The 17,916-nt window shown below is 40.4% G+C and carries 16 protein-coding genes and 1 tRNA gene; 14 read left to right on the top strand and 3 right to left on the bottom strand.

What is annotated here, in order from left to right; all coding sequences use genetic code 11:
• Positions 1-26: 26 nt before the first annotated feature.
• Complete coding sequence (gene efp / locus B0184_RS07670; protein WP_005705817.1) at positions 27-593, bottom strand: elongation factor P; 567 nt, start codon at positions 591-593, stop codon at positions 27-29.
• Between the two features lie 147 nt (positions 594-740).
• On the opposite strand from efp, the gene B0184_RS07665 reads away from it, so the two are divergent.
• From B0184_RS07665 to B0184_RS07620, 11 genes are all read left to right on the top strand, one after another.
• Positions 741-1,331, top strand: a complete 591-nt coding sequence (locus B0184_RS07665; protein ID WP_005709181.1) for a hypothetical protein — start codon at positions 741-743, stop codon at positions 1,329-1,331.
• Positions 1,332-1,390: 59 nt separating this feature from the next.
• Positions 1,391-2,398, top strand: coding sequence for an EF-P beta-lysylation protein EpmB (epmB, locus tag B0184_RS07660; RefSeq protein WP_005709185.1), 1,008 nt, complete (start codon positions 1,391-1,393; stop codon positions 2,396-2,398).
• Between the two features lie 18 nt (positions 2,399-2,416).
• Positions 2,417-3,880, top strand: a complete 1,464-nt coding sequence (locus B0184_RS07655) for a replicative DNA helicase (protein WP_005709167.1) — start codon at positions 2,417-2,419, stop codon at positions 3,878-3,880.
• A gap of 16 nt (positions 3,881-3,896) precedes the next feature.
• Positions 3,897-4,193 carry a YcgL domain-containing protein gene (locus B0184_RS07650; protein WP_039851496.1) on the top strand — a complete coding sequence of 99 codons (297 nt, stop codon included), beginning with the start codon at positions 3,897-3,899 and terminating at the stop codon, positions 4,191-4,193.
• A 13-nt stretch (positions 4,194-4,206) separates the two neighbouring features.
• Positions 4,207-6,144 (top strand): DNA topoisomerase III, encoded by a 1,938-nt coding sequence (locus tag B0184_RS07645; protein ID WP_005709182.1) that lies wholly within the window; start codon positions 4,207-4,209, stop codon positions 6,142-6,144.
• 105 nt (positions 6,145-6,249) lie between these two features.
• Positions 6,250-6,579 carry a preprotein translocase subunit SecG gene (gene secG, locus B0184_RS07640; protein ID WP_005709172.1) on the top strand — a complete coding sequence of 110 codons (330 nt, stop codon included), beginning with the start codon at positions 6,250-6,252 and terminating at the stop codon, positions 6,577-6,579.
• Positions 6,580-6,591: 12 nt separating this feature from the next.
• Positions 6,592-6,677 (top strand) — tRNA-Leu (locus B0184_RS07635).
• A 98-nt stretch (positions 6,678-6,775) separates the two neighbouring features.
• Complete coding sequence (locus B0184_RS10560; RefSeq protein WP_005709179.1) at positions 6,776-6,943, top strand: hypothetical protein; 168 nt, start codon at positions 6,776-6,778, stop codon at positions 6,941-6,943.
• Positions 6,944-6,986: 43 nt separating this feature from the next.
• Entirely contained in the window at positions 6,987-7,172 is a 186-nt protein-coding gene (locus tag B0184_RS07630) for a phage tail assembly protein T (protein WP_005709184.1), read from the top strand.
• Positions 7,173-7,254: 82 nt separating this feature from the next.
• Positions 7,255-7,605, top strand: coding sequence for a hypothetical protein (locus tag B0184_RS07625; RefSeq protein ID WP_005709171.1), 351 nt, complete (start codon positions 7,255-7,257; stop codon positions 7,603-7,605).
• 175 nt (positions 7,606-7,780) lie between these two features.
• Positions 7,781-8,086, top strand: a complete 306-nt coding sequence (locus B0184_RS07620; RefSeq protein WP_005709178.1) for a hypothetical protein — start codon at positions 7,781-7,783, stop codon at positions 8,084-8,086.
• A gap of 457 nt (positions 8,087-8,543) precedes the next feature.
• Here B0184_RS07620 and gyrB read toward each other — a convergent pair whose 3' ends face one another.
• Entirely contained in the window at positions 8,544-10,973 is a 2,430-nt protein-coding gene (gene gyrB, locus B0184_RS07615) for a DNA topoisomerase (ATP-hydrolyzing) subunit B (RefSeq protein WP_005709177.1), read from the bottom strand.
• 230 nt (positions 10,974-11,203) lie between these two features.
• Between gyrB and galU the strand changes: the two genes are divergently transcribed.
• Positions 11,204-12,091 (top strand): UTP--glucose-1-phosphate uridylyltransferase GalU, encoded by an 888-nt coding sequence (gene galU / locus B0184_RS07610; RefSeq protein WP_005709183.1) that lies wholly within the window; start codon positions 11,204-11,206, stop codon positions 12,089-12,091.
• Between the two features lie 43 nt (positions 12,092-12,134).
• Here galU and parC read toward each other — a convergent pair whose 3' ends face one another.
• Complete coding sequence (parC, locus tag B0184_RS07605; RefSeq protein ID WP_005709174.1) at positions 12,135-14,378, bottom strand: DNA topoisomerase IV subunit A; 2,244 nt, start codon at positions 14,376-14,378, stop codon at positions 12,135-12,137.
• A gap of 319 nt (positions 14,379-14,697) precedes the next feature.
• Here parC and pnp point away from each other — a divergent pair, with 319 nt between their 5' ends.
• Together pnp and nlpI are read left to right on the top strand one after the other, a co-directional pair.
• Positions 14,698-16,821 (top strand): polyribonucleotide nucleotidyltransferase, encoded by a 2,124-nt coding sequence (pnp, locus tag B0184_RS07600; protein ID WP_005709169.1) that lies wholly within the window; start codon positions 14,698-14,700, stop codon positions 16,819-16,821.
• Positions 16,822-16,922: 101 nt separating this feature from the next.
• On the top strand, positions 16,923-17,855 hold the full coding sequence (gene nlpI, locus B0184_RS07595) for a lipoprotein NlpI (RefSeq protein WP_005709165.1): 933 nt from the start codon (positions 16,923-16,925) through the stop codon (positions 17,853-17,855).
• Positions 17,856-17,916 lie beyond the last annotated feature (61 nt).

The following is a 17,916-nucleotide window of genomic DNA, read 5'->3' as shown; positions in this document are numbered from 1 at the left end:
AGGGATTACCTAAATAGTGGTGTCAATTATTTTACACGTGAAACGTATTCGCCAGAGCGAGTATCTACGCGGATAACTTCACCGATTTGAACGAATAATGGCACACGAACAACCGCACCTGTGCTTAATGTTGCTGGTTTACCGCCAGTACCTGCTGTATCACCTTTTAAGCCTGGGTCTGTGTCTGTTACTTCTAATTCTACGAAGTTTGGCGGAGTTACAGAGATCGCAGAGCCGTTCCATAATGTGATGATACATTCTGCTTGGTCAACTAACCATTTGTCGTTGTCACCTAATGCTTTTGCATCTACAGAAATTTGCTCGAAAGTTTCTGGGTGCATAAAGTACCAGAAATCTTCATCTTTATAAGAGTATGTGTAGTTGTAATCAACAACGTCTGCAGCTTCAACAGTTGAACCTGATTTGAAGTTGATTTCTAATACTTTGCCTGAAATCAATTTACGGATTTTAGTACGTGTAAAGGCTTGACCTTTACCTGGTTTTACGAATTCATTTTCAACGATTACGCAAGGTTCGCCATCTTGGATAAATTTTAAACCTGGTTTGAAATCAGTAGTGCTATAGTTAGCCATGGTTTCCTCAATGTTTACAAAAAGTTAACAAAATTGAACAACCCGCTATTGGGTTTGTCAAAAAGACCCCATATAATACCGCAAATATTCGAAGATCTCTAAATTTTTTTACGGTATAATCCAAAATTCTTTAAAAAAGGATGGAAAATGAAAAAACTTATTACTCTTTCAACAATTTTAGCGTTATCTGTAGCATCTGTTGTCGAAGCAAAAGGGATGCGTTCTTCTCGCTCTGTTTCTGGTCGCACGATTAGTGCACCTACACAGCCAATGAAAATGAACTCACAACAAAGAACAAATACGCAGCAACAAACACAACGCGATGCGACTTTCGATAACACGCGTGCTGCTCAAACCGCTCAAGCACAGCAAGCAGGTGGCAATCGTTTAGCGAGCTTTGCAACAGGGGCAGCAGCAGGTTATGTGTTAAGTGAAATGCTTACGCCATCAGCGGCACAAGCGAATCAAACCACTCAGCAGGTTGCTCAGCCAACCGCGGGCACTACACAAGCGGTAGAAAAAACAGCAGATGTTGCAAACGCTCAAGTGACTCAATTTAAGAGCATTGGTGGTCAAATTGATCCATTCTTAATTGAGAAAACGGATGGTTACCGTCGCTACTGCATTGAAGGTGTGCAATATTTAATTCCAGCATTGGCAGGACAAACCGTACAGGCATCACCCGTCGTGATGGTTAAACCAAATGGCAGCCCACTTGAATGCCGTTTAGTTCCATAAAATCAAAAAACTCCGATATTAGGGCGTGTTAAGTACGCCCGTTTTACTTATTTATTGCTATGCAATCAATTTCAATTCATACCGTTCAAACCAAGCCGCAATGGCTAACAGATTTAGCCGAGGCTTTTAATGAGCCTGTTAAATTGCTGACTTTTCTTGAGCTCAATCCTGCAGATTTTGAACAAGCAATTTTAGCTCGCAAGCTGTTTCCATTACGAGTACCAAGAAGTTTTGCAGAACGAATGGAAAAGGGCAATCCGCAAGATCCACTGTTTTTGCAAGTGATGTCGGCAGAGCAAGAGTTTTTACAAGCAGAAGGGTTTACGAAAGATCCGCTTGAAGAGCAACATAGCCCTGCACCGAATATTTTGCATAAATACCATAACCGTTTGTTATTTATGCTCAAGAATAGTTGTGCGGTGAATTGTCGTTACTGCTTCCGTCGCCATTTTCCTTATCACGAAGTCAAAAGCAATAAGCAAATTTGGCAAGAAGGTTTGTCGTATATTGAACAACATACTGAACTGGAAGAGATTATTTTGTCGGGCGGTGATCCTCTGATGGCAAAAGATGAAGAGCTTGATTGGTTGCTGACTCGTTTAGAAGCAATTCCGCATCTTAAAACCTTGCGTATTCACAGCCGTTTTCACGTGGTGATTCCAAACCGCATAACCGAAACGCTTTGTCAGAGATTACAAGCATCTCGCTTAAATATTGTACTGGTTTCACACATCAATCACGCTAATGAGATTGATGATATTTTGGCTAAAAAACTGGCTGATTTAAAACGAATTGGCGTTACTTTGTTAAACCAATCGGTGTTGCTTAAAGGTATTAATGATAATGCGCAAATTTTAAAAGCCTTGAGCGATAAACTTTTTTCTGTTGGTGTTTTGCCTTATTATCTACATCTATTAGATAAGGTTGAAGGTGCAAGCCATTTCTGGATATCAGATGAGCAAGCCTTTGAAATTTATCAAGCATTTCAAAAAATCAGTTCGGGTTATTTAGTGCCGAAATTGGTGCGCGAAATCGCACGTGAGCCGAATAAGACCTTGATGGGATAATTAAAAAAGCAGGAAATTATGGCTGATTACAATCCACGTTCAAACGAGAAAAAACAAGATAAACAAGTAGAACAGATCAACATTGCCCCTCATTCGATTGAAGCGGAACAAGCAGTGCTCGGCGGGATTATGCTCAGTAACGATCAATGGGATAATGTGGTTGAGCGTATTCAAGCAAGCGATTTTTACACCCACGCCCATCGTGTTATTTTTGAGCAAATGGAAGCCTTGGTGCGAGCCAATAGTCCCATTGATATTATCACTCTTGAACAAGCCTTAAAAGATAAGGGAGTAGCTCAAGATGTAGGTGGCTTTGCCTATTTAGCTGAGCTCTCGAAAAATACGCCAAGTGCGGCGAACATACTGGCATATGCGGATATCGTTCGCGATCGTTCCGATTTACGTAGTGTGATTAGTGCGAGTAACCAAATCGCAGAAATGGCATATCATACCAAAGGTCGAGATTCAAAAGAGGTGCTGGATGAAGCTGAACGCATCGTTTTTGAAATTGCTGAAAAACGCAATAGTGCCAATGAAGGGCCGCAAAATATTGATGATGTGTTGATGACGACACTTTCAAAAATTGAGTTACTCTCGAAAAACCGCCACAACGGTGGTTTAACAGGGGTGACCACAGGCTTTATCGATCTCAACAAAAAAACTGCAGGTCTTCAGCCATCAGACTTAATTATTATCGCTGCTCGCCCATCAATGGGTAAAACCACTTTCGCAATGAATCTGTGCGAAAATGCTGCCTTGTCAGATATTGAAGATCCTAATGATTTGGATGAAAACGGCATTCCTAAGAAAAAACCAGCCAAACCTGTGTTGATTTTCAGCCTTGAGATGCCTCGCGATCAAATTATGATGCGTATGCTTGCCTCGCTTTCTCGTGTCGATCAGACTAAAATTCGTACAGGTCAGCTACACGATGATGAAGACTGGGCAAAACTTTCGACCACAATTTCAATTTTGCAAGATCGCAAAAATATCTTTATTGATGACAGTTCAGGCTTAACCCCAACTGAAGTTCGCTCTCGTGCAAGACGTGTCTATAAAGAGAATGGCGGTTTGAGCTTGATTATGGTGGATTACTTGCAGTTAATGCGTGCACCAGCGTTCTCTGATAACCGAACCCTTGAAATAGCCGAGATTTCTCGCTCACTCAAAGCATTAGCAAAAGAATTACAAGTGCCAGTGGTTGCGCTTTCTCAGCTCAACCGTAGCTTAGAACAACGTTCTGATAAACGCCCAGTGAACTCAGATTTACGTGAATCGGGCTCCATTGAGCAAGATGCGGATTTGATTATGTTTATCTACCGCGATGAGGTTTACAACGACAATTCCGATCTTAAAGGCATTGCCGAAATTATTATCGGTAAACAGCGTAATGGACCGATTGGTAAGGTGCGTTTAACCTTCCAAGGGCAATTCTCTCGCTTCGATAATTACACGGGCGGCGACTGGAATGAGGAAGATTAGGATGAGCGAGGATAAAATGAGCAGAGCGAATTTATGTGCGATTTATCGCAGTTCTCGTAAAGATGGAATGTTCCTCTATGTCGCAAAACGCGACCAATTTGATGCCGTGCCTGAGGTTTTGATGCAACAATTCGGCAAGCCACAATTTGTAATGCTATTTAATCTTGCAGGCGAAAAGCCTCTCAAGCGGGTGAAAAACGAAGACGTTTTACAAGCCATTGAACAACAAGGTTTTTATCTACAAATGCCACCACCGCCAGAGAATTTATTGAAGGCATTTTTGGCGGAGAAACAAACAGAAAACTCAAATTAACACGGACTTTCCCTTGAGATTATTCCTTGCAGAAAAACCCAGCCTTGCCCGAGCCATTGCTGATGTGTTGCCTAAACCGCATCAACGAGGTGATGGTTATATTCAATGTGGTGACAATGATGTCGTAACTTGGTGTATTGGTCATTTGCTCGAACAGGCAGAACCCGATGTCTATGACGAGCGGTTTAAAATGTGGCGGATGGAGCATCTGCCGATTGTGCCTACGCAATGGAAACTCGTGCCGAAAAAGGAAACATTAAAACAGCTTACAGTGGTCGAAAAACTAGTCAAAAAAGCAGATGTTCTTGTGAACGCGGGAGACCCCGATCGCGAAGGGCAGCTGTTGGTAGATGAAGTGTTTAGCTATCTTAATGTTCTGCCAGAAAAACGTAGTCAGATCCAACGTTGTTTGGTCAGCGACCTCAACCCTAATGCGGTAAAAAAGGCACTCGAAAAATTGCAAAATAACTGCGATTTTATACCGCTTGCAACCTCGGCACTAGCTCGTGCTCGTGCAGATTGGCTTTATGGAATCAATATGACGCGAGCTTACACGCTACAAGGCAGATGGGCAGGCTATAAAGGTGTGCTTTCAGTCGGGCGAGTACAAACGCCAGTTTTGGGGCTGATTGTGCGACGCGATCTTGAGATCGAAAATTTTGTGCCAAAAGATTATTTCGAGGTGATGGCGAATGTTCGAGTGTCAGAAACGGGTGAAGCCTTTCAAGCCCAATGGCAGCCGAGTAAAGCATGTGAAGATTATCAAGACGAAGATGGACGTGTGCTTTCACGTGGATTAGCTGAAAATGTGGTCAAACGCATTACTGACCAGCCAGCGACTGTCACCGATTATCAAGATAAAATCGAAACAGAAACCGCTCCGCTACCTTATTCGCTTTCCGTGTTGCAAATTGATGCGGCACGTCGTTTTGGTTTATCGGCTCAAGCTGTTTTGGATATTTGTCAGAAATTGTACGAAACGCATAAGTTGATTACTTATCCGCGTTCTGATAATCGTTATTTGCCGAATGAACATTATAATGATCGTTTTAAAGTAATGAGTGCGATAGCTCATCATCTGCCTGAATATGCGGAGAAACCCGAAGCTGTTGAACCTAATATTCGCAATCGTTGCTGGAATGATAAGAAAGTTGAGGCACACCACGCGATTATTCCGACTGCTCGACAAGGCAATGTGCAACTGACCGAAAATGAAAAACGGATTTATCAACTAATTGCACGCCAATATTTGATGCAATTTTGCCCAGATGCTGAATATCGCAAAGGGCAGATTCAGCTTGAAATTGCAGGCGGAAAATTTAGCACTTCATCACGCAGTCTATTAACTGCAGGCTGGAAAAGTTTGCTTGGCAAAGAAGATAGCGATGAAGTAATGTTGCCGCTTCTGCCTGTGGTGAAAAAAGGGCAAGTTTTGCATTGTGATAGCGGTGAGATTGTGAGTAAAAAAACGCAACCACCTCGCTATTTTACAGACGCGACTCTGCTTTCAGCAATGACGGGAATAGCTCGTTTTGTACAAGATAAGCAGTTGAAAAAAGTGCTTCGTGAAACTGATGGATTGGGTACAGAAGCAACCCGAGCCAGCATTATTGAATTGCTGTTTAAACGCGGTTTTCTGATTAAACGTGGACGAAATATACATAGTACGGAAGCTGGGCGGATTTTAATTTTTGCGTTGCCTGAAACAGCCACACTTCCTGATATGACCGCTCATTGGGAAATGCAACTGACAGATATTAGCAAAAAACAGGCAAGCTACCAGCAATTTATGCACGAATTAGTGACACAATTGCCATCGTTATTGCATACAGAGCGAGATAAATTGCAAGATTTATGTAAAATCACACCGCCTGTGCGTTATCAATATGCTAAAACGAACAGCAACAAACGGTCGAATTTTAATAAAAAAATGCAAAGTGTTGAAAAATAGAACAAATGACAATTCAATGTGAAATTTCTTATTGCAAAGCATTCGAATAATCAGTAATATTCACGCCATCGCAATTTATTAGCGTCGGAATTTAGAGAAGTATCAATGTTAAATATTCTTACAGTTATTTATCTTGTTGTTGCGATTGTATTAGTTGGTTTTATCTTAATGCAACAAGGTAAGGGAGCGGACGCAGGAGCATCATTTGGTGCTGGTGCAGCAGGAACAGTATTTGGTTCAGCTGGCTCTGCAAACTTCTTATCAAGAACAACAGCAGTATTAGCAACAATTTTCTTTGCTATTAGCTTGATTATTGGCAATATCAACACTCATCAAGCTAAACCAACAAGTCAATTTGATGACTTAAGTGATGTAAAACAAAACATTACACAACCAGCGGAAGTTAAAACACAAAATAATGATATTCCGCAATAAAATACAAATTTCGCTCTGGTGGTGGAATTGGTAGACACGCTATCTTGAGGGGGTAGTGTCCATAGGATGTGCGAGTTCGAGTCTCGCCCAGAGCACCAAAAACAAAGAAAGCCGCTTTTTAGCGGCTTTTTTATTTCTTGTTTTTTCTTACGCCAACATACGCTAGAACCTTACACCGCAAGGATTTAGAGCTGTAATGGTTTCACGCTTATGCGATGAAAAAGGTGTGTTGTTATTTGATGCGGATAATTTAGATGACTTGAAAGCATTATCTGAGCTTGATGCAAAATTGATTTCAGATTTTAATCAAGCAATGGCTACAGAACTCCCAAAAGCCTTAGCGAGCGAAGAAAATTCCAACTAACCCTTTCGCTCGCACTAGGAAAACGCTGGCAGAAATTGAACAAATGCCCGAAGAACACTTGACGGAATATCAACTATTTTATCAAGAACAACCCTTCGGGCTTTGGCGCGAAGATTATCGTGCAGCACAAATTGCCTATTTATTGGCAGCCGTGAATAGCGAACCGAAAAAATCGCCACCAAAACTCACCGAATTTATGCCGTTTTTTTGCTCAAGAAGAGGAAGGTGATGGCGTGGCGGATTATTTGGCGAAAAGATAGTTGATCTTTTCTCTTTATTACCTTATATATAAGGAAAATTGGGAGGAAGATATGTTTAAAGAGGTATATGAGTTTTTCGGCATTTTTGGCGATACACTAAAATTTTTAGCTAAATTGGTGCTTTTCATTGTTTTAATCTGCCTACCATTTGGATTAGTTTATTATTTTGCTAACCTTTTAGGTGTGAATGTGAACCTTATGGGAGCAATAGTATGTGGTATCGGCATTCTGTTGTGTGGCTATTGGATTTATAGAATATGGAAAAATCCAAATTTAACACGTTCGCAAAAATGGGCTTTGATGAATGGACGTGAAATTTCCTATGAAGAGAAAGTCAAATCAACCAATGACATATATAAAGAACTCTTTGATGAAGCAAAGAGAAAAAGCAAATCTGTATAAAATTTAAAGATTAAGAGCCGTTAGGATTTCAACCTAGCGGCTTTTTTGTGGGGAAAATATAAGTTCATTAGGTTCATTAAATATCCAGTTATCATTAGAAACTGCGCAATTCCAGCAAAGTTTATCTAAATCAACTACACAGACACAACATTTTACTAAAAATTTTGTCTTGGATATGGATAAAGCACAAAGATCTGCCCGCCAATTCGCAGATAGAACCACGGCATATCTAGGCAATATCGAAAAAGCTGCAAATAATATCAATAAAGCAGCTAAATGGGATTTTCGATTTGACAACATTGACCGCGTAAAATCTGCTGCAAAAAAATTTATTAAACTTGCAGAATCTCATACTGAATTAAGTAATAAACTTAAATTAGTGAGCAAGAATGAATTGCAACACGCTCAAGCGATGTCTGATGTGTACAGCATTTCAATGAAAACAGCACAATCGACCCAAGCCGTTTCTTCTGTTTATTAGACTCTTGCTCAAAATGCCAAAGAACTTGGTATTAACCAGTACCAAGTGGCGGAAATGACGGAGATCATTTCTAAAGCCGTTTCTATTTCTGGTGCAGGTGCCTCAGAAGCATAAAATGTACTTACCCAATTTAGCCAAGTGTTACTGATGGGTAAGTTCCGCACCTAAGAATATAACTCAGTTATGCCCCCCTACCCTGATGCAAGCGATTACCCGTAGTTTAGGGGTTACAATGGGCGAACTCAAGGTAATGTTGGACAATGGTAAACGGTTGATAGGTTTATTTTCCAGAAGTGTAATCAGACCAGATTTAATTTATTTTTGAAGGTAAATGTTTTATTACATTAATAATGGCAAAAATAACGCTGAAGATGATTTGATTTACCATGTTTCTTTATTCTTAGCATAATAGGCAAAAGCTCATTTCCTTTGAAATGAGCTTTTCTTTTACTGCCTATTAGATATCTAGTTCTGCATATAATGCATTCGCTTCAATGAAGTCACGACGTGGTTCAACTTCATCACCCATTAGCGTACTGAAAAGTTTATCCGCGGCAATGGCATCAGTAATTGTTACTTGAAGCATTTTTCGCGCAACAGGGTCCATTGTAGTTTCCCATAATTGCTCTGGATTCATCTCGCCTAATCCTTTATAGCGTTGGATTGTTAAGCCTTTACGAGATTCTTTCACTAACCAATCTAATGCCTCTGCGAAACTAGTTACTGGTTGTTGGCGTTCGCCACGTTGTACATAAGCGGTTGCGGTAAGTAAATCTTTTAACTCAAGCATCAATTCCACAATACGAGCATACTCATTGCTGGTCATAAAGTTGAAATCTAAACGGTAGGTGGTGTCCATACCGTGTGTGGTAACAATGATTTCAGGCTCATAAATATGGCGTTCGGTGTTGAAGAACACGTTTGTGCGATAAAAACTACCATCCACTTCTTTTGCCATCAATTGATTAACAAATTGCTCGTTCCAAGCGGTAATATTTGCTTTCTCTTTTGCAAATTCAGTTGAAAGCGCTGTGCTGTAGATCAATTCATTTAGAATCGCTAACGGATAACGATGTGTTAAGCGGTTGAAGAGTTTTTGTACTTGGTTGTAATGTGAAATTAATTTTTCAAGTGCTACACCACTTAATGCTGGCGCATCTTGGCTTACAAATAAGCGTGCATCTTCAAGTGCAATATCAATTTCATATTGCATCATTTCATCGTTATCTTGAATGTAGCGTTCTTGCTTACCTTTTTTCACTTTGTAAAGCGGTGGTTGAGCAATGTAGATGTAGCCGTTTTCGATAAGCTCTGGCATTTGACGATAGAAGAACGTCAATAAGAGCGTACGAATGTGAGCGCCATCCACGTCCGCATCGGTCATAATAATGATTTTGTGATAACGTAATTTTTCAACATTGTAATCTTCACGACCAATCCCTGTGCCAAGTGCAGTAATTAAGGTTGCAACTTCTTGTGAAGAGAGCATTTTGTCAAAACGGGCCTTTTCTACGTTAAGGATTTTACCTTTCAGAGGCAAAATGGCTTGGTTTTTACGGTCACGCCCTTGTTTTGCAGAACCACCAGCGGAGTCCCCCTCCACCAAGTAAAGTTCTGAATGCGCTGGATCTTTTTCTTGGCAGTCAGCAAGTTTACCGGGTAAACCACCTAAATCGGTTGCACTTTTGCGGCGTGTTAATTCACGTGCTTTACGAGCTGCTTCACGTGCACGAGCCGCTTCCACGATTTTACCTACAATGTTTTTCGCATCATCTGGGTTTTCGTTTAAGTAATCTGTTAATGCCTCATACATTGAGCTTTCAACCGCAGAGCGCACTTCGGATGAAACTAATTTATCCTTCGTTTGTGAAGAGAATTTTGGATCTGGCACTTTTACAGAGATAACGGCAACTAAACCTTCACGTGCATCATCACCAGAGGCATCAATATTGGCATCTGCTTTTTTTAACACGCCGCTGTTATCCATGTAGTTTTTTAATGCACGTGTTAATGCACCACGGAAGCCCGCTAAGTGTGTACCACCATCACGTTGTGGAATGTTGTTGGTAAAGCAGTAAACATTCTCGTTGTAGGAGTCGTTCCATTGAAGAGAAATTTCTACACCAATATCATCTTTTTCAGTTGAGATATAAAATGGCGTTTTGTGAATAGACGTTTTGCCTTCGTTCAAATATTCTACATAGGCTTTAATGCCGCCTTCATAGTGGAAATGTTCTTCTTTGCCCTCGCGCTCATCAATTAAGCGAATAGACACGCCAGAGTTTAAGAATGAAAGCTCGCGTAAACGTTTGGAAAGAATTTTGTATTCAAATTCAGTTTTGTTTTTGAAGATATCGAAACTTGGCCAGAAACGAACCATGGTGCCTGTTTTGTCTGTTTCACCAATTACCGCAAGAGGCGCATCAGGTTCGCCTAAGCTATAAAATTGTTCGTGAACGTGACCTTCACGGCGAATCGTAAGCTGTAATTTTGAAGAAAGAGCATTTACAACCGAAACGCCTACACCGTGCAAACCACCTGATACTTTATAAGAGTTATCATCAAATTTACCACCTGCGTGAAGTACTGTCATAATCACTTCTGCAGCTGATACCCCTTCTTCAGGGTGAATGCCGACAGGAATACCACGACCATCATCTTGCACCGAAACTGAGTTGTCGGAATGAATGGTCACGATAATATCTTTACAATAACCCGCTAATGCTTCATCAATGGCATTATCCACCACCTCAAAAACCATATGGTGCAAACCTGTACCATCATCTGTATCACCGATATACATCCCTGGGCGAGTACGTACAGCTTCCAAGCCACGCAATACTCTAATGCTTGAAGAATCATAAGTTTGTTGGTTTTGTTCAGACATTCTGTATTCCTAAATTAAAAAGTGAGTAGCGATATAAAAATCAGCTAAAAATTGCGGGGAATTATATCAGAAATTCAGTTAAATTGTGAAAAATAGACTAAAAAGTACCGCTTGTCAGTGTAAAAATGAATTTTAGAACTGTTTAATAATATGCTAAGATAAAACAATCTTATGCTTAGGTGTAAATTAAGTTTACTTAGGATTTTTTCTGTATTTTATAAGGAATAAAAATGAAAGTTGTTATCCCTGTCGCTGGTTTAGGTACTCGAATGTTACCTGCAACAAAAGCAATTCCAAAAGAAATGCTTACTATTGCAGATAAACCGTTAATTCAATATATCGTTAATGAGTGTGTTGCTGCAGGCATTAAAGAGATTGTATTAGTGACTCACTCTTCAAAAAATGCCATCGAAAACCATTTTGATACATCGTTTGAATTAGAAACGATGCTAGAAAAACGTGTTAAGCGTCAATTACTTGAAGAAGTACGTTCTATCTGTCCGAAAGATGTAACTATTATGCATGTTCGTCAGGGGAATGCGAAAGGGCTAGGACACGCTGTTTTATGTGGTAGAGCAGTGGTAGGAAACGAACCTTTTGCAGTAGTGCTACCTGACGTAATTTTGGCTGAGTTTAGCGCCAATCAAAAAACTGAAAACTTAGCAGCGATGATCAAACGTTTTAATGAAACAGGGCATAGCCAAATAATGGTAGCACCTGTGCCAATGGATGAGGTGAGCAGCTATGGTGTGGCTGATTGTAACGGGGTTGATATCCCAGCGGGCGGTTCAGCAGAAATTGTAAAAATGGTAGAAAAACCCGCAAAAGAAGATGCACCTTCTAACTTAGCTGTTGTAGGTCGTTATGTATTCTCATCTGGTATTTGGGATTTATTAGAAAAAACCCCTGCGGGTGTAGGCGATGAAATTCAATTAACCGATGCAATTGATATGTTAATTGAACAAGAAACCGTAGAAGCGTTCCATATGACAGGTAAAACCTTCGATTGTGGTGATAAACTTGGCTATATGGAAGCATTTGTAGAATATAGCTTGCGTCATAATAAATTCGGTGAAGCGTTCAAAAAATATCTTAAAGATTTAGTGAAAACATTATAAATAAATGAAAAAGTGGAATTTTTATAATTCCACTTTTTGTTATCTAACTGACTACTTCAATGGTGGAGTTCGCACTCAATCCCCGAACAAGTTGCGAGCCTTTTCTCGCTCGTTCTCCGCGATATTTTTCAATATCTGAAGGTTTTAACGTAATTTTGCGTTTGCCTGAAACAAACACAAGCGATTGATTAGGTTTAAGCAATAATAAATGAGCCAAATATTCTTCGCTAGCTTTTGCTGCTTGCGCTGAAATATTGATAATTTTGTTTCCTTTGCCTTTGGAAAGAGTCGGTAGTTCGCTTAATGGGAATACCAACATTCTACCTACATTACTGATCGCCACAAGAGAGCATTTTTCTTCCAGAGAGACAAGTTGTGGTGGGAGCGTTTTTGCATTTTCGGTTAAAGAAATGACCGCTTTACCAGCCTTGTTACGAGAGATTAAATCTTCAAAAGTACAAATAAAACCATAGCCCGAGTTGGATGCCATCAGGACATTTTCGGTAGGTTGTCCCATTAAGACTTGCTGAATTTCTGCACCTTCTGGCAAGGTAATCTTACTTGTAAGTGGCTCGCCTTGTGAGCGTGCAGAGGGCAGTGAGGTTGGGTCAATCGTATAAGCTCGTCCTGTGCTATCTAAGAACACCACAGGTTGATTGCTTCTACCTCTTGCGTGAGCCAGATATTGGTCGCCTGCACGGTATGCCAAGCTTTTTACATCAATGTCGTGCCCTTTCGCACAGCGTACCCAACCTTTTTCCGATAAAATGACGGTAACATCTTCGGTTGGTGTGAGATCAGCCTCTGAAATCGCTTTTGCTTCCGCACGCTCTACAAAAATTGAACTGCGTGGTGAAGCGAATGTTTTTGCATCAGTTTGAATTTCTTTTTTAATAAGTGTATTTAAGCGACGTTCTGAACCTAATAAAACTTGCAATTCATCCCGCTCTTTTTCTAGTTCATTTTGTTCTGCTTTAAGCGTGGTTTCTTCCAGTTTGGATAAGTTACGTAAGCGTAGATTTAAAATCGCATCAGTTTGAATTTCGCTTAACCCAAAACGAGCCATTAATATGGCTTTAGGTTCATCTTCATTGCGGATAATCTCAATCACTTCGTTAATGTTTAAGAACGCTATAATTAAGCCTTCAATGATATGCAAGCGGTCTAAAATTTTATCTAATCGGTAATTTAGACGACGGGTGACCGTTGCACGGCGGAAGCTCAGCCATTCGGTCAGAATAGTGTGCAGATTTTTCACTGCAGGTTTTCCATCTAAACCAATCATATTCATATTGATACGGAAGCTTTTTTCGAGCTCAGTTGTCGCAAAAAGGTGATCCATCAATGCATTAAAATCAATGCGATTTGAGCGAGGGATAATCACAATCCGAATTGGGTTTTCATGGTTTGATTCATCACGAACATCATCCACCATTGGCAGTTTTTTGTTCTTCATTTGAGCAGCAATTTGCTCAATGATTTTTGATGGCGAGGTTTGATATGGCAGTGCGTTAATTACAATTTTGCCATCTTCTTTTTGCCAAACCGCACGGGCTTTGATTGAGCCACGTCCTTGTTCGTAGATTTTTGCTATTTCCGCCTTCGGCGTGATAATTTCTGCTAGCGTTGGGTAGTCAGGACCTCGCACCACACTTAAGATATCCGCTAATGTTGCATTTGGATTATCCAACAACATCACACAGGCATTCGCCAATTCATTAATATTGTGAGGAGGAATGTCGGTTGCCATCCCAACGGCAATCCCTGTTGAGCCATTCAATAAAATATGTGGCAAGCGAGAAGGGAAGGTTACAGGTTCGATTTTTGAACCGTCAAAATTCGGTTTGAAATCTACCGTGCCTTGATCAATTTCAGAAAGTAAAATGGACGAGAATTTGGTTAAGCGTGCTTCTGTATAACGATATGCTGCGGCATCGTCTTCTAAGCTACCCCAGTTTCCTTGACCATCAATTAGCGGATAGCGGAAGGTGAAATCTTGAGCCATTCCCACCATTGCACCATAGCAAGCAGAGTCACCGTGTGGGTGGAATTTACCTAATACATCACCCACGGTGCGAGCTGCTTTGGCATATTTTGCATTGGCATTTAAGCCTAATTCAGACATAGCATAGATAATGCGACGTTGTACGGGTTTTAAACCATCGCCAATAAATGGCAACGCCCTGTCCATAATCACATACATTGAATAATTGAGGTAAGCGTCTTCAGTAAAACGCTTAATTGGCATTTGTTCAACGCCTTCGTAATTGATAATGGTATTGCTCATAACTTTTATGATTGATTACAAAAAACGTTTTATTTTCTATGATCTGTGGATATTTGTCCACTTAAAATAAACAAGCGCTCGTTTTTTCATTCCCCTTTGCGAAATGATGAGATGCTGAGGAATTTTATAAAAAGCAAAAATAGTAGGCGATTTTGTGTGAAAAAGGCTGTATAATGCGAACGTTTTATTTCCGATTTGTAGAGGCGGCTATCAAAAGCGATTTGTTTAGCGTTTATTTAAAAATGGACGAAATCGTTTTTGCTAGTCGCAATTTGTAAGAAATAAAACTAAATTTTAATCAAAATGTAAGGATTTAGTTATGACTCCAATTGTTAGACAATTTAAATATGGTCAGCACACTGTGACCTTAGAAACAGGTGCAATCGCACGCCAAGCAACTGCAGCTGTAATGGCGAGTATGGACGACACAACTGTTTTCGTAACCGTTGTAGCAAAAAAAGACGTTAAAGAAGGTCAAGATTTCTTCCCTTTAACCGTTGATTACCAAGAGCGTACTTACGCAGCAGGTCGTATTCCTGGTGGTTTCTTCAAACGTGAAGGTCGTCCATCTGAAAGCGAAACATTAGTAGCTCGTCTAATAGACCGTCCTGTTCGTCCACTTTTCCCAGAAGGGTTCTTCAACGAAATTCAAGTGATTGCAACGGTGGTTTCCGTAAACCCACAAATCAGCCCAGACTTAGTCGCAATGATTGGTGCATCAGCAGCACTTTCACTTTCTGGCGTACCTTTCAATGGCCCTATCGGTGCAGCTCGCGTTGGCTTCATTAACGATCAATTCGTATTAAATCCAACCACTTCAGAACAAAAATTAAGCCGTTTAGACTTAGTTGTGGCAGGTACAGACAAAGCGGTTTTAATGGTGGAATCTGAAGCTGATATTTTAACGGAAGAGCAAATGCTTTCAGCGGTGGTATTCGGTCATCAACAACAACAAGTGGTGATTGAGAACATCAAAGAATTTGTAAAAGAAGCAGGCAAACCACGCTGGGATTGGGTTGCACCAGAGCCAAACACAGATTTGATCAACAAAGTGAAAGCGTTGGCAGAAAGCCGTATTGGTGATGCTTATCGTATCACTGAAAAACAAGCACGTTACGAACAAATCGACACTATCAAAGCAGAAGTAATTGCTACTTTAACTGCAGAAGATGAAACCGTTTCTGAAGGTGCAATTATTGATATTATTACTGCATTGGAAAGCCAAATCGTACGTAGCCGTATTATTGCAGGTGAACCACGTATTGATGGACGTACAGTAGACACCGTGCGTGCTTTAGATATTTGCACAGGTGTATTACCACGCACTCACGGTTCAGCAATCTTTACTCGTGGTGAAACTCAAGCATTAGCGGTGGCAACTTTAGGTACAGAACGCGACGCACAAATTATTGATGAATTAACAGGCGAAAAATCAGATCGCTTCTTATTCCACTACAACTTCCCTCCATACTCTGTAGGTGAAACAGGTCGTATCGGTTCGCCAAAACGTCGTGAAATCGGTCACGGTCGTTTAGCTAAACGTGGTGTATTAGCGGTAATGCCAAGCGCGGAAGAGTTCCCGTATGTGGTGCGTGTGGTATCTGAAATCACAGAATCAAACGGTTCTTCTTCAATGGCTTCTGTGTGTGGTGCGTCTCTTGCGTTAATGGATGCAGGTGTGCCAATTAAAGCGGCAGTTGCAGGTATCGCAATGGGTTTGGTAAAAGAAGAAGAGAAGTTCGTGGTGCTTTCAGACATTTTGGGCGATGAAGACCACTTAGGCGATATGGACTTTAAAGTAGCAGGTACGCGTGAAGGTGTGACAGCACTTCAAATGGACATCAAAATTGAAGGTATAACCCCTGAAATTATGCAAATTGCCTTAAATCAAGCGAAAGGTGCACGTATGCATATCTTAAACGTGATGGAACAAGCAATCCCAGCACCGCGTGCGGATATTTCAGACTACGCACCACGTATTCATACGATGAAAATTGATCCGAAGAAAATCAAGGATGTGATTGGTAAAGGTGGTGCAACTATTCGTGCATTAACAGAAGAAACTGGCACATCAATCGACATCGACGATGATGGTACAGTGAAAATTGCAGCAACTGACAACAATGCAGCGAAAGCAGTAATGGCACGTATAGAAGAAATCGTTGCGGAAGTAGAAGTGAATGCAGTTTACAAAGGTAAAGTAACTCGCGTGGTTGATTTTGGTGCATTCGTTTCAATCTTAGGCGGTAAAGAAGGTTTAGTTCATATTTCACAAATTACAGACGAACGTGTTGAACGCGTTGCAGATTACCTTTCAGTAGGACAAGAAGTGATGGTGAAGGTGGTTGAAATTGACCGACAAAACCGCATTCGTTTAACAATGAAAGATGTAAACAACGCGGAAGCAGAAGTTGCAACGCCAGTTGAAGAACAAGCTGAATAATCGGCTTATCGTTCAGCCTCTTGGCAACAAGAGGTTGATCCTTTTTAGCTATTTTCTAGGAGTTCTTTCTAGGGTAGTGACTTTAAGGCTGTTTATTACTTATGTTACAACAGACTAAAATGTTTCGTTTTTTTTCACTCGGTTTATTTATAATTTTATTTCTGGCAGGTTGTGCTAACCGTTCATCAGAAATGATTTCAACAGATAAATTGGCATTAGCAGAGTTAAATCCGCAACTTCGTTTTGATCAAGAAGTGATGATTGTGCGTTTAACTCAAGTGTTGCAAGAAGCAAAATTAACGGATGATGACCGTGCAAATCTCTATTTTGAGCGTGGTGTAATTTACGATAGCTTAGGATTGTGGTCGCTTGCACGTTACGACTTTAACCAAGCTATTTCGCTTAATCAAAAGATGACCGCTGCCTATAACTATATGGGCTTATATTTGTTGTTAGAAGATGATTATGACAGCTCGGTTGATGCCTTTAATGCGGTATTAGATTTAGATCCTGATTATGCTTATACCTACCTCAATCGTGGTTTAGCATTTTATTACAGTGGTCGATATTCAGAAGCTCAGCGCGATTTATTGCATTTTTATAATGAAAATCCTGCTGATCCATACCGTGTTTTATGGCTCTATTTCAATGAGTTAGAATTAACCCCGCAAGAGGCCAAAAATAATTTAATTACTCGTGCTAAAAAAATCTCTGATGAATTTTGGGGTAAAAATGTGGTGGATTATTTCTTAGGTAATATCTCATTGAAACAACTTCGGAAAAAAATGGAAGCGCAAGCTCAGTCAAATACAGCTGCTTATGCGGAAATGCTTACCGAAACTTACTTTTATTTAGCAAAACAAAAACTCAAATTGAATCAAAAAGATGAGGCAATCAGCCTCTTCCGCCTTGCTTTAGCAAACCAAGTGTTTAACTTTGTTGAGTATCGTTTTGCCTTGTTTGAACTCTCACAGCTTCGTAATAACGAAAGCATTAATAATGTTCAAACACCCACCATTGTTGGGGATAATTAGGGACGCAAGCGGTCGATTTTGCAAAAAATCTTGCAGATCTTACCGCTATACTCATATGACA

Origin of the sequence: Haemophilus paraphrohaemolyticus (assembly GCF_002015045.1) — a bacterium.
In the GTDB taxonomy this organism is placed as follows: domain Bacteria; phylum Pseudomonadota; class Gammaproteobacteria; order Enterobacterales; family Pasteurellaceae; genus Haemophilus_A; species Haemophilus_A paraphrohaemolyticus.
This window is presented reverse-complemented; position numbering and strand designations above follow the sequence as displayed.